The sequence below is a fragment of the Sphingobium sp. BYY-5 genome (assembly GCF_022758885.1).
Taxonomy (GTDB): Bacteria; Pseudomonadota; Alphaproteobacteria; order Sphingomonadales; family Sphingomonadaceae; genus Sphingobium.
In genome coordinates, this window is sequence record NZ_JALEBH010000001.1 from 3,293,993 (window position 1) to 3,306,566 (window position 12,574).

The 12,574-nt window shown below is 65.0% G+C and carries 15 protein-coding genes; 8 read left to right on the forward strand and 7 right to left on the reverse strand.

Annotation, left to right across the window (positions count from 1 at the left end):
• Position 1: 1 nt before the first annotated feature.
• The 6 genes from flgG to flgB form a co-directional block, all read right to left on the reverse strand.
• Positions 2 to 790, reverse strand: coding sequence for a flagellar basal-body rod protein FlgG (gene flgG / locus MOK15_RS15835; protein ID WP_242932478.1), 789 nt, complete (start codon positions 788 to 790; stop codon positions 2 to 4).
• A gap of 81 nt (positions 791 to 871) precedes the next feature.
• Positions 872 to 1,615 (reverse strand): flagellar basal body rod protein FlgF, encoded by a 744-nt coding sequence (locus MOK15_RS15840; RefSeq protein ID WP_242932479.1) that lies wholly within the window; start codon positions 1,613 to 1,615, stop codon positions 872 to 874.
• Between the two features lie 31 nt (positions 1,616 to 1,646).
• Positions 1,647 to 2,489: a flagellar hook-basal body complex protein gene (locus MOK15_RS15845; RefSeq protein ID WP_242932480.1), complete on the reverse strand. Its 843-nt coding sequence runs from the start codon at positions 2,487 to 2,489 to the stop codon at positions 1,647 to 1,649.
• Positions 2,490 to 2,528: 39 nt separating this feature from the next.
• On the reverse strand, positions 2,529 to 3,188 hold the full coding sequence (locus MOK15_RS15850; RefSeq protein ID WP_242932481.1) for a flagellar hook capping FlgD N-terminal domain-containing protein: 660 nt from the start codon (positions 3,186 to 3,188) through the stop codon (positions 2,529 to 2,531).
• Positions 3,185 to 3,595, reverse strand: a complete 411-nt coding sequence (gene flgC / locus MOK15_RS15855; RefSeq protein ID WP_242932482.1) for a flagellar basal body rod protein FlgC — start codon at positions 3,593 to 3,595, stop codon at positions 3,185 to 3,187. The genes MOK15_RS15850 and flgC overlap by 4 nt, the downstream gene beginning before the upstream one ends.
• A gap of 2 nt (positions 3,596 to 3,597) precedes the next feature.
• Positions 3,598 to 3,966, reverse strand: coding sequence for a flagellar basal body rod protein FlgB (gene flgB, locus MOK15_RS15860; RefSeq protein ID WP_242932483.1), 369 nt, complete (start codon positions 3,964 to 3,966; stop codon positions 3,598 to 3,600).
• 243 nt (positions 3,967 to 4,209) lie between these two features.
• Between flgB and MOK15_RS15865 the strand changes: the two genes are divergently transcribed.
• The 8 genes from MOK15_RS15865 (at position 4,210) to fliA (ending at position 10,493) form a co-directional block, all read left to right on the forward strand.
• Complete coding sequence (locus MOK15_RS15865) at positions 4,210 to 4,878, forward strand: MotA/TolQ/ExbB proton channel family protein (RefSeq protein ID WP_242932484.1); 669 nt, start codon at positions 4,210 to 4,212, stop codon at positions 4,876 to 4,878.
• Positions 4,875 to 5,360: a flagellar motor protein MotB gene (locus tag MOK15_RS15870; RefSeq protein WP_242932485.1), complete on the forward strand. Its 486-nt coding sequence runs from the start codon at positions 4,875 to 4,877 to the stop codon at positions 5,358 to 5,360. The genes MOK15_RS15865 and MOK15_RS15870 overlap by 4 nt, the downstream gene beginning before the upstream one ends.
• A 40-nt stretch (positions 5,361 to 5,400) precedes the next feature.
• Positions 5,401 to 6,009, forward strand: coding sequence for a flagella basal body P-ring formation protein FlgA (locus tag MOK15_RS15875; protein WP_242932486.1), 609 nt, complete (start codon positions 5,401 to 5,403; stop codon positions 6,007 to 6,009).
• A gap of 46 nt (positions 6,010 to 6,055) precedes the next feature.
• Positions 6,056 to 6,334: a flagellar biosynthesis anti-sigma factor FlgM gene (gene flgM / locus MOK15_RS15880; protein WP_242932487.1), complete on the forward strand. Its 279-nt coding sequence runs from the start codon at positions 6,056 to 6,058 to the stop codon at positions 6,332 to 6,334.
• 11 nt (positions 6,335 to 6,345) lie between these two features.
• Entirely contained in the window at positions 6,346 to 6,654 is a 309-nt protein-coding gene (locus tag MOK15_RS15885; protein ID WP_242932488.1) for a hypothetical protein, read from the forward strand.
• A gap of 143 nt (positions 6,655 to 6,797) precedes the next feature.
• Positions 6,798 to 7,616, forward strand: coding sequence for a lytic transglycosylase domain-containing protein (locus MOK15_RS15890; RefSeq protein WP_242932489.1), 819 nt, complete (start codon positions 6,798 to 6,800; stop codon positions 7,614 to 7,616).
• Positions 7,617 to 7,626: 10 nt separating this feature from the next.
• A complete protein-coding gene (gene flhA / locus MOK15_RS15895; protein ID WP_242932490.1) occupies positions 7,627 to 9,747 on the forward strand; it encodes a flagellar biosynthesis protein FlhA in 2,121 nt (706 codons plus the stop codon).
• Positions 9,748 to 9,761: 14 nt separating this feature from the next.
• The gene (gene fliA / locus MOK15_RS15900; protein WP_242932491.1) at positions 9,762 to 10,493 is read left to right on the forward strand and encodes an RNA polymerase sigma factor FliA; all 732 of its coding nucleotides are present in this window, start codon (positions 9,762 to 9,764) and stop codon (positions 10,491 to 10,493) included.
• A gap of 163 nt (positions 10,494 to 10,656) precedes the next feature.
• Here the strand turns inward: fliA and mdoH are convergent, their stop codons facing one another.
• A complete protein-coding gene (mdoH, locus tag MOK15_RS15905; protein WP_242932492.1) occupies positions 10,657 to 12,543 on the reverse strand; it encodes a glucans biosynthesis glucosyltransferase MdoH in 1,887 nt (628 codons plus the stop codon).
• Between the last annotated feature and the right edge of the window lie 31 nt (positions 12,544 to 12,574).

The window sequence follows — 12,574 nt, forward strand, 5'->3', positions numbered from 1 at the left end:
CTCAGATATTCTGGTTGACGTACTGGAGCATTTCGTCGGTCGCCTTGATCATCTTCGAATTGACCTCGTAGGCGCGCTGGGTCTCGATCATGTCGACCAGTTCTTCGACGATGTTGACGTTCGACGTTTCCAGATAGCCCGATCGGATGACGCCCCGACCCTCCAGCCCCGCGACGCCGACCTGCGGTACGCCGCTGGCGGCGGTTTCGACCAGCAGGTTGCCGCCGGTCGACTGCAGACCGGCCGGGTTCATGAAGCTGGCCAGTTCGATCTGGCCGAGCTGGCTGGGTTCGCTTTCGCCCTGCAACGTCGCGGACACGGTGCCGTCATTGCCGACCGCGACGGATGTCGCCCCCTGCGGCACGGTGATTTGCGGGATCAGCGGCAGGCCGTCGCTGGTGACGACGGTGCCTTCGGCGGTGACGCTGAAATTGCCGGCGCGGGTATAGGCGATGGAGCCGTCGGGCTGCTGCACCTGGAAATAGCCCGACCCCTCGACCGCCATGTCCAGCACATTGGTGGTCTGGCTGAGCGTGCCCTGGGTGTTGATCTTGCTGGTGCCCTGGAGCGCGACGCCCGAACCGAGGTTGAGGCCGTTGGCGAACCTGTTCTGGCTGTCCGAATTGGTGCCCGCCTGGATGATCTGCTGATAGGCCAGCGTCTCGAAGTCGGCGCGATCCTTCTTGAAACCGGTCGTGTTGACGTTCGCCAGATTGTTGGCGATCACGCGCATCTTCGTGTTCTGCGCGTCAAGGCCGGTGCGGGCGACATGAAGGGCGGCGTTGCTCATCGTTCAATCTCCGTGCGGCATTCCAGAAGGATGCTCATGCATCCATCGCAGCAAGATGCGTGCCAATATTAACCATGCGCCTCAGCTATCGAGGCGCATCAGCGAAGCGCCGCCGTCATCCATCTGCTTGGCGGTGTCGATCATCTTCACCTGGGTTTCCCAGGCGCGGCTTGCCTCGATCATCTGGATCAGGGCCTGGGTCGAATTGACGTTCGACCCTTCGAGCGATCCGGATGTGACGCTGGCCAGTGGATCGGACGGCAGCGCGCCGCCATTCACCTCGCGGAACAGGCCGTCATTGCTCTTGGCGATGCTGGAGCCGGCGGCGTTGACCAGCTTCAGCCTGTCGATCTGCTGCGGATTGGCGGGGTCGCCGCCCTGCGGCACGCCCCAGATGCCGCCATCCTTGGCGATCGATACGCTGTCCATCTGCGGCAGGATGATGGGGCCGCCTTCGCCCAGCACGGCCAGGCCGTCGCCGGTGGTCAGCAGGCCGCTATCGGTGATGCGCAGGTCGCCGCGGCGCGTATAGGCTTCGCTGCCGTCCGTGGCCTGAACGGCGAGCAGGGCATCGCCGTTCATCGCCACGTCCAGCCCGTTGCCGGTTTCGATGACCGCGCCTTGCGTCATGTCGGCGGCGATCACCTGTTCCGAAGCCTGAGCGCGGGTATCGAAGGTGTCGCCCTTGATCCAGCGCGTTTCGGCATTGGCGATTTCGGCGCGGAAGCCGACGGTGTTGACGTTCGCGAGATTGTTCGCGACCGACGCCTGCCGCGCCATCGCGCCGCGCATGGCCGTCAGAGCCGTGTTGACGAGCCGGTCCATGAGCTGCCCCTTCTATCTCTTGCCTGACGGTTCAGGTGCGCAGGTTGACGATGGTGGTGGTCAGCGTGTTTGCCGCCTCGATCGCCTTGCTGTTCGCCTGGAAATTGCGCTGCGCCGCGATCAGGTTCACCAGTTCCTCGGTGATGTCGACGTTGGAGCGTTCCAGCGATCCGGAATTGACCGCGCCGAACAGGCCCTGATTGGCGGTGCCCAGCATCGGATCGCCGCTGGCCACCGTCGACGTCCAGTGCGCGTCGCCCTGCTGGCGCAGGCCTTCCTGACTGTTGAAGGAGGCGAGGGCGACCTGGCCCAGATAGACGGTGCTGCCGTCGGCATAGACGGCTGAGACGAGACCTGCCTTCGATACGCCGACGCTGGTGAGTTGCGCGCCGCCGGCTGCGCCGTTCAGCGTGGTCGGAATTTGCAGGTCGCTAAGGTCGGCCGGGGTCGCGCCGGTCGTGGCGCCGGTCGGGACGCCGGTCTGGGGGTCGACCGCAAACACCTGGATGCGCGACCCGGTGGTGTCGACGACAAATCGGTTCTCATCGACCGCGAAGGCGCCATTGCGGGTGTAGCCGACATTGCCGTCTTCCCCCTTCACGGTGAAGAAGCCTTCGCCGGTGATGGCCAGATCCAGCGTCTTGTCGGTGGTTTCGACCGTACCCTGGGTGAACTGCTGGGTAACGCCCTGCACGCGCACGCCCTGGCCCGCGACCTGGCTGGTGGTCTGCATCGGCGCGGCGGCGAAGATGTCGCCGAACTGCGCCTTGCTCTTCTTGAAGGCGGTGCTGCTCACGTTGGCGACATTGTTGGCAACGGTCGAAAGATCGGTCTGCGAAGCCTTGAGGCCCGACAGGGAGATGTAGAAGGACATGGCGTTGCTCCTTGGGTGAAAAGGATGAGGGGAAAGGTCTTACATCAGGCTGATCGCGTCGGACGGGCTGTAGCTGCCGAGCGCGGTGATGAGCTTGGAGGAGGAACCGTCCGCAGGTGACTGGACGGCGGCGATGGTGGCCCAGGTCGCGACCTTGCTGGGGGTCGCGCCCGTAACCTTGACCTGCAGGGCGGCGGTGGTGACGGTTTCACCCGCATCATCCTTGCCATCCCAGTAGAAGGTGACGTCGCCGGCCGGCTGCGATCCCATATCGATGGACTTGACGACGTTGCCGCTGGCATCGACCAGGCTGATGGTCGCGCCCTCCACGGCGGAAGGCAGGGTGATCTGGCCGGCATAGGTGCCCGCCGCATCGGGGACGGCGATATTGCTCTGGACCAGCATCGACTTGCCGATCCAGCTCGCCGCATCGCCCAGCCGCGTACCGGTCAGCTCACTCGCCAGGCCTTTCAGCGTCGCGTTCATTTCCGCGATGCCCGTCGAATTGGTGATGGTTGCCATCTGCGACACCATTTCGGCATTGTCGACCGGCGCGAACGGGTCCTGATACTGCATCTGCGCGGTCAGCAGCCGCAGGAAGCTCGACTGATCCATGGTCGCGCTGCCCTTGCCGATGGTGGCGTTGGGATTATAGGTCGAAAGGCCCGCGCTGTCGGTGACGGTGGAGGTCATGCTCATTTGCCGATCCTTATGGTTTCGAGCATCAGGGATTTGGCGGTGTTCAGCACCTGCACATTATTCTGGTACATGCGGGCGGTCTCGATCATGTCGACCAGCTCCGCATTGCTATCCACGGCCGCTTCCCAGACATCGCCGTTGGCGTCGGCCAGCGGATGATTGGGGTCGTGGCGCTTTGTCGGCTGCGCATTGGTGGTGACGACAGACTTGACCTTGACGGTCGAGATGCCGGGCGTGTCGGTGACGGATTCGAACACCGGCTTGATCGCCCGATAGGCTTCGCCCGCGCTGCCGGTCACATTGCCGGCATTGGCCATGTTGGATGCGGTCGCGTTGAGCCGTACGAGCTGCGCGCTCATGGCGCGGCCAGCGATGTCGAAGACGTTCATAGGATTTGAGCCGCTCATGCTCATTCTCCCTTCAGCGCGCGGTTGATGGTGTTGATGCGCCCCTCCAGGAAGGAGAGGGTGGTGCGGTATTTGACCGCATTTTCGGCGAACAAGGTCTGCTCGGTGCTCAGTTCGACGGTATTGCCGTCCAGGCTGGGCTGGAGCGGGACGCGATAGCCCATCGAATCATCGACGGCCTTGGCCATGTCGGTGGCGGAGCTGCCGGCCTGTGTGGTGGCCTGCTTGAGCGCCGCCTCAAAATCGATGTCGCGCGCTTTGTAGCCGGGGGTCGAGGCATTGGCGATGTTGGACGCCAGCAGGGAAAGGCGCTGCGAGCGAAGCGCCAGCGCCTTTCCATGAATACCGAACAGATTGTCCTCGACCGACATGCGAAAATTTGCCCTAAAGTTTCCGATCCTCCCGCCGTTCTGATGCCTGATGGCGCCTTCTGCGGGTGATCCAGCCTGTAATCAGCAAGAGTCGTGCCAATTTGCGTGGGTAACGCATCGGCAGGACGGATCTTCGCCGGGAATGGCAGGCGCGCAAGAAGGGGCGGCAAGGGCGGCAAATTTTTGCCGGTCAGCGGCAGGGCGTTGCCGTCGGGCGACGAGATGATGAAGGACGGGACATTCATGATCGCGATTTTCAGCCATTTGTTCGATCCGCTGACCTTGCTGGCGATGCTGGGAGGCATCGGCCTGGTGGCGCTGTTCCAGAATGGTGCGGGGGCGATGGCGCGCGCCATGACGGCGCTGCGCCCGCTGCTGGTCGCCGACACCTCGCGTGATCGGGATGCGGCGCGGGCGGCGATGCTCAGGATCGATCAACTCGCGCAGTTGCGCGGCCTGGCCTGCACCGACCGGGTGAAGACCGCCAACCCGTTCCTGACCGATGCGGTGCGCAAGCTCGCCAATTGCGACAGCACGGAATCGTTCGAGCTGTGGGCGGCGCAGGCGCTGGCCGACCGGGCGCAGCGCCATGGCGCCGTGCACAAGGTCTGGCTGTCGATTGCCGATGCCGCGCCCGCTCTGGGCCTTGCCGGTACGATCATCGGCCTAATTGGCATGTTTGCGGCGATGGATGATCCCGCCGCGCTCGGTCCGTCGATGGCGTTGGCGCTGCTCACCACCTTTTATGGCGTCGTCATTGCCAACATGATCGCCGTACCCATTGCGGCGCGTCTTTCCGACCTTTCCGACAGTGAGCTGGCCTGGCAGCGAGAGGCCGTGGACCGGATGTCGGCGATAGCGCGGCGCGAAAATGCGCCGTTGCGCCGGGCCTCGATCCGCGAGGTCGCATGATCGCGTCTTCCCCCGCATCCGTCCGGCGCAACCGCTGGGCGGTGAGTTTTGCCGATCTGCTGCTGCTCCTGCTGGCCTTTTTCGTGCTGTTGCAGGCCAGCGGATCGCGTCGCGACGCGCTGCTGGCGCAGGTCAGCCAGCAATTTGGCGGTCGGGCGAGGGTGCAGGGCGAAGAACTGCGCGCGGCGGACCTGTTCGCGCCGGGCGAGGCACTGCTGACCGAGGCTGGCCGTGCGCGGCTGCGCGTGGTGGCGCGCGCATTTACCAAGGCGCCGGGCAGGGTGGAAATACGCAGCCATGGCGTCGATCCGTCGCGCCAGCGCTTCGACGAATGGGATCTCGCCGCCGCCCGTCTGGGTGCGGTGGCGCGCACGCTGCGCGAGGACGGAATCGTGGAGGACCGATTGCTGATCCGGGGCCTCGATCAGGCCGATGGCAAGGCCGGGCAGGGGCAGGTCATCCGCATCGCGCCGGGGCGGTGAAGAAGGATTGACGTTAACTGGCACGAAAATTGCTGAAATCATGGCTCAACCTGTCCGCCTCGTCAGGAGACATGCCGTGTTCCGATTTTCGTCCATCCTTCTCGCCGCCGCCGCGCTGCCTGTTGCGCAGCCTGCGCTGGCGCAGCAGTCATTCGAGAATCTCGACCGCATCGACAGCCTGGTCGCCATGACTGTGGGCGCCAATCTGGGCGAGCCGGGCGGCCCCGCCGCGCCGGTCGATCGCCGCCTGCGTCTGGCCGCCTGCCCGACCACGCCGTCCGTCGAAGGACCGGTGTTCGGCGCGGCAATGGTGAAGTGCGAGGCGCTGGGCTGGCGCATCCGCGTGCCGCTGGTGGCGGGCGCGGCGGCCGCTGCCTCCGGCCCGCTCCCCAATGGCGGTGCTGGCGCCAGCCGGTTCGTCCGTGCAGCCGCTGCCTCCGCTTCCAAGATAAGTGTCGTGCGCAAGGGCGATCCCGTCCAACTCCAGGCTGGCAATACGGCCTTCAGCGTCTCGCGCATGATGATTGCGGACGAGGATGGCGCCGTCGGCGAGACGATCAGGGTGCGTGAAGACAGGAAAAGCGCACCGGTTTTCGCGCAGGTTGTGGAAATGGGGGTTGTGCGCATTCCCGGATTTAATAGTTTTTGAACTTGTCCGTTATAATGCCCGAAGGACGAGTGAAGGATTTTACCCGATGATTAACGCCGTGGGTCAGAGCATCAGCAGCGCGATCGGCGCCACCAGCCTGCGTGAGGGGGGCAAGGCGCGGGCCGCCTCCACCGCCGATGCGACGACGATATCCGCCTCCTCGGCTTCGGCCAGCCCCGCCGCGCGCATGGCGGCCGAAGGCGCGCCGGTTGACCTTGATCGCATCGCTGCGATCAAATCCGCCATCGCTTCGGGCAATTACCCCGTCGATGCCGATGCCATTGCCGAGCGCATGATCGCGCTCGACCTGCCAAACGCCGGATAAGGACGACTGATATGCCGCTGGGTCTTGCCGCGCTGGATGATCTCTTCGATGCGTTCGAGGGTCTGCGCGAGGTACTTGGCGGTAATGATGCGGTCGCTATCGAAACCGCCAGCCAACGCGTCAGCACTGCCGCCGCAGCCGTTCGCGCGATCGGCGCCTGGCGCTCGGACCCGGCGGTGGTCGAGCGGTTGAGCACCCTGCTGCCTCTGCTTGAAAGCGCGCGCGTGCGCGTCAACCTGCTCGCCGATCACACCAGCCAGCGCCTGTCCATCCTGGCTTCGCATGGCGTGCAGGCCGCGCCGTTGACCTACGGGCGCTGAAATTTCTTCCCATCGATGCTGAAGCGGCGCCTGCGGGCGCCGTTTTGCGTTGGACCGGCTTCATTTTCTTGCGTCCGCGTTAACCAAATCTTGGCACAAGCCTTGCTCTAATGTCCTCACTAGCAAGTGGGGGTTTTGGTTCAGTGTCGGCTTTCGCAGACATATCGGCAACGGCAGGTTCGACCGGCAATCGCGTGACCAACGCGATTGCGATGGCGAGCCGTCGCACCGGTGTCGACTTCAGCTATCTGCTGGGGCAGGCGAAGATCGAATCCAGCCTCAATCCCACGGCGCGCGCGGCGACATCGTCCGCCAGCGGCCTCTATCAGTTCATCGACCAGAGCTGGCTTGCCGTCGTCGACAAGCATGGCGGCGAATATGGCCTGGGCTGGGCCGCCGATGCGATCAGCCGGGGCAGCAACGGCCGCTATTATGTGGCGGACCCCGAATTGCGCCAGCAGATACTGGACTTGCGCCAGCATCCGGAAACAGCCTCCGTCATGGCGGCGGAACATGCCGCCGACAATAAGGCCTATCTGGAAGAACGGCTGGGTCGCGACGCGGAACCGGTCGATCTCTATCTCGCGCATTTCCTGGGCGTGGGCGGCGCCAGCAAATTCCTGTCGGTTCATGACCGCGCGCCGCAGGCGAGCGCCGCGTCGCTTTTCCCTGCGGCCGCGCGCGCCAATCGCTCGATCTTCTACGATCGGGAGGGCAATGCCCGCAGCTTCTCCGAAATTCGCGATCGCTTCGCCGCCAAGCTGCAGAAAAGTTCCGATGGCCTCGGCGGACCCACCCAATATGTCGACGCCGCGCTCCCCGCGGGCGCGAAGACCGTCCAGCCCGCCGATTATGTGCGGATCGAAACCCAGCGCCTTTCGCAGCAGCCCGACGTGACCGTCGTGCCGCAGCCGCAAACGGCGCGCCTCGCCTATCTCATGCTCGCCACCCTCGGAAGGTAAACGGCTCGAAATGAACCCTGCCCAAGTCAAAGCGAAGATCTGGATGAGTGCCGCCAAGGGAGCCGTGCTGCCCTTCGCGACGTTGATGGTCGTGCTGTTCATGATGGTGCCGGTGCCGGCCGTCATGCTGGACATCGGCTTCATCACCAACATCATGATCTCGCTGGCCGTGCTGATGGTGGCGCTGAACGCGGCCAAACCGCTCGACTTTTCCAGCTTCCCGACGGTGCTGCTGTTTGCGACCCTGCTGCGCCTGGCGCTCAACGTCGCCTCGACCCGCGTCGTGCTTGTGCAGGGGCATGAAGGATCGGACGCGGCGGGCCAGGTGATCGAGGCGTTCGGTCACTTCCTGATCGGCGGCGACTATGTCGTGGGCATCTTCGTTTTCGCCATTCTGATGATCATCAACCTGGTCGTCATCACCAAGGGCGCGGGCCGTGTGTCCGAAGTGTCGGCGCGCTTCACCCTGGATGCCCTGCCGGGCAAGCAGATGGCGATCGACGCCGACCTCAACGCCGGTCTGATGACACCGGAAGAAGCCAAGCTGCGCCGCGCGGAAGTCGCGACCGAGGCTGACTTCTACGGTTCCATGGACGGCGCCAGCAAGTTCGTGAAGGGCGATGCGGTCGCGGGCATCCTGATCCTGGTCATCAACATCGTCGGCGGCATCATCCTGGGCGTGGTGAGCCATGGCCTCGCCATCGGCGAAGCGGCGCAGACCTATGTCATCCTCGCGATCGGCGACGCGCTGGTGGCGCAAATTCCCGCGCTGCTGCTGTCGATCGCTGCGGCCTCCATCGTCACCCGCGTCAAGAGCGAGCAGGATTTGTCGGCGCAGGTCGCCGGTCAGTTCGGCACGGGCAGGGCCTGGGTGCCGGTCGCCGCCATCCTGGGCTTCCTGGGCGTCCTGCCCGGCATGCCGCACATGATTATCCTGTCTGCCGCCGCCGTGGCCGGCGGCATCGCCTGGCAATTGCGCAAGGCGAGCCAGAAGAAAGCCGCCGAGCCGGCCCCGCTGCCGCCCGCGCCCAATCCCGCGCTGATCGAATGGGATGATGTGTCGGATGGCGCGATCCTGGGGCTGGAGATCGGCTATGGCCTCATCGCCCTGGTCGATGAGCGCAAGGGCGCGCCGTTGATGGCCCGCATCACGGGCATTCGTCGCCAATTGTCCAAGGAACTGGGCTTCGTCGTGCCGATGGTGCGGGTGAAGGACAATCTGGCGCTGGAACCCAACCAGTATCGCATCACCATCGCCGGCGTCATCGTGGGCGAGGATGAGATCTGGCCGGACGACCTGCTCGCGCTCGACAGCGGGGCGCTGGACGGCACGGTGCAGGGCCGCGTGACCAAGGACCCGACCTTCGGCCTCGACGCCGTCTGGATTTCACAGACCAGGCGCAGCGAGGCGGTGGTCGCCGGCTATACCGTGGTCGATCCCCCTACGGTGGTTGCGACCCATCTCAATCAGCTTATCGCCATGAACGCCGCCGAAATGTTCGGTCTGGACGAAGCGCGCAAGCTGCTCGACAATTTGAAGGATGCCGCGCCCCAACTGGTCGATGGCCTGACCCCCAATTTGTTGAGCCTGACGCAGATCAGCGCGCTGTGCCGTGCGCTGCTGTCCGAAGGCATCGCGCTCAAGGATTTCCGCCGCATCTGCGAGGCGATGGTCGATGGGGCGCGGCCCGATATGACGCATGAACAACTGGTCGAAGCGGTGCGCCAGCGCATCGGCGCGCTCATCATCCAGGGGCTTGTGCCGGTGAAGATGCCGCTGCCGGTCATCACCCTGGACGGCGATCTGGAAGCCATGCTGGCGCAGGCGATGCGCGTCGCGGGCGACGCCAGGCATCCCATCGAACCGAGCCTGGCCAACCGCATCGTCGAATCGGTCGTACACGCCGCCCGGCCGATGCTGGGCCAGGCGCGCAATTTTGCGATCGTTACCTCGCCGCTTGCTCGCCGGGCGCTTGCCCGCCTGTTCAAGCCGCATCTGCCGGAAACGCCGGTGCTATCCTTCCTGGAAATTCCCGACGGCAAGGGCGTGGAAGTGGTCGCTGTGGTCGGGAATGATCCCCGCCCAACGTCATCGCGCCACGACCCGCATCAGCACGAACCAGTCGCCTGAAGAGAGGCTAAGGCATGTATATGAACAAGATCGCGGCTGGCGCTCACACCTATGGCAAGCCCGGCGAACACAGCCAGGAACGGCTGGCCCGCCAATATATGCCGCTGGTGCGCAAGATCGCCTGGCATGTCCATGGCCGCGTTTCGAGCGCCATCGAGGTGGAAGACCTGCTCCAGATCGGCATGGTCGCGCTGGTCGAGGCGGCCAACGGTTTCGAGGATCGCGGCCTGGGCTTCGCCACCTATGCGCAATTGCGCGTGCGCGGCGCGATGATCGACCATCTGCGGCGGCAGGCGACGCTTTGCCGTTCCGCCATGACCCGGCGCAAGGAGCTGGCCGGCGTGCGCAACCGGCTGGAGCAGCGGTTCGGCCGCCCGCCGAGCGAAGCGGACATGTCGGCGGAAATGGAGCTGGAGCCTGCCGCCTATCGGGAGATCGCCGACAGCGCGGAGATGGTCCGGCACAGCAGCATGGACGAAGTCTATTCCGACCAGTCGATGTGGTTCGCGGACGTCGAGGATCGCGCCGACGACATCATGGAGCGCGAATCGCTCAAGGTCGCGCTCGCCAAGTGCATCGGCGACCTGCCTCAGCGCGAGGCGCTGGTGCTCCAGCTTTATTTTGTCGAGGAACTGAACCTGGAGGAAATCGGCCAAACGCTGGATATCGGCGCGGCGCGCGTCTGCCAGATCAAGAAGGCGGCGCTCGACAAGCTGCGCGAGACGCTGCGCGACTGGAACGATTGAGGCATCTGATCTAACGGGATAATTTCTATTCCCGTTCGCCCTGAGCCTGTCGAAGGGCCATTCTTCTCTTTAAGAAAGAGCTGGGCTTCGACAAGCTCAGCCCGAACGGATGTGGGGTGTTCGTTTTGGCCCCGGATAGCTATTCACGCGCGGCGAGCCAGCCTCATTCGTCGTTCGCCGGCATCGGCCCTATGCGGCGCTCGTCGCCGGTCGGCCAGCGAAAGCGCAGCGGACGGTAGCTTTGTGTCCGCCACCATGGATCGGCGACCTCGAACAGGCCGCTCTCCTCCGCCTTGCGGCCCAGGTCCTTGCGTGCGGTGATCGCCGCCAGCAGCGGCGCGAGGAACAGGCCAGCGACCACCGGAATGGCCCAACCCAGGCCACCCGCCTTGATCGCCAGCAGCGTCAGGCCGGCGCCCAGCAGCAGATGCCATTTGAACAGCCAGATCGCGCTGGTGATGGCCATGCCGTCGCGGTCGCGGGTCTGGCCGTTCCAACTGCTCTTGCGGCCCATCAATATGCCGAACAGGTTGATCGTTTGGGTCAGCATCGCGACCGGCGCCATCAGGATCGAAAGGGTGATGTCGGCGATCACGCCGCGCGTCATGCGCGCCGCGCCGCCAAAGCCGATGCGCCGCGCCGGGTCCGCCATCGCCCAGATGATCGCGAAAATCTTCGGCCCGAACAGCAGCACCGCCGTCACCGCCAGCAGCCCACCCGAAGGCAGCACCGCCGCCGGGGGCCACAGGCCGCTCGCCGCGCCGCCCAACACCACCAGGATCAGCGCCAGCCACATGGGCGAGGTGCAATAGGCGCTGGCGCCGACCAGCAATTGAAACCGGCTGACCGGGTGCAGCCCGGCGATCTTCACCAGCAGCGGCACATGCTGGATATTGCCCTGGCACCAGCGGCGGTCGCGGGTGAAGAGGTCGGGCATGGAAGGTGGGAATTCCTCGAAACTGTCGTCTGCCGTCACCATATGCACGTCCCAGCCGCGGCGGCGCAGCAGCGCGGCCTCCAGCATGTCGTGGCTCATGATATGGCCGCCGAAGGGCGCACGGCCGGGCAGTTCGGGCAGGCCGCAGCTTTCGGCGAAGGCGCGCACGCGCACGATCGCATTATGGCCCCAGAACATCCCTTCCGAACCCGCCCACCAGATCATGCCCGCAGCCGAGATCGGCCCGAACAGGCGGCTGGCGAACTGCTGCCAGCGCGCGAACAAAGTGGCCGCGCCCATCACCGTGGGGACGGTCTGGATGAGGCCGACATGCGGGTGCCGCTCCATGTCGGCGGCGAGCCGCGCCATGGTCTGGCCGCTCATCACGCTGTCGGCGTCCAGCACCACCATATAGTCATATCCGCCGCCGAAGCGCTGCACCCATTCGGCGATATTGCCCGGCTTGCGCCCGACATTGAGCGCACGGCGGCGATAATGGACGGGACGGGAGAAGGAGCCGCGCATCTCCTGATAGGCGCGCCGCTCGGTCTCGCCGCTTTCGGCGTTGGAATCGGACAGGATGAAAAATTCGAAACGCTCGCCACCCATCACCTGCGCCAGGGAGCGTTCCATGATTGACAGGCGGCCGAGCACGCCTAGGAAATCCTCGTTGCAGACCGGCAGCAGGATCGCGGTCTTGCCGCGCAGCGGTTCGGATGCGTTCAGCGGGCGGGGGGTGACGCTGCGCCCGCCGCCAACTGTCTGGAGCAGGAAGCCGATGGTCGCGGTCGCAAAGCCGAAGGAGATCCAGGCGAACAGCGAGATGAAGAGGGCGAGGTAGACGCCTTCCACGAAATCGATGCCGTCGAGGCCGATCGAGCGGCGCATTTCGTGCGCGGCCATGACGGCCGGGATCAGCGCCAGCAGCACGACCAGCAGCCGCCGCGCCCACAGGTCGATGTTGAAGCGGCGGCGCGCGATCAAGGGCGGCGCCGTCGAGAAATCCTGCTCAGGCATGGCGAGCGGACTTTCGGGCGGAACCTGTTCGAAGGCCCGCTTCAATGGTGTGTCTTCGCCGGTCGGCCCTGCCGACCGCGCGCCTCCATTCCCCATCTTGTCCAGACCTGCTTGTTGTTGACCCAGG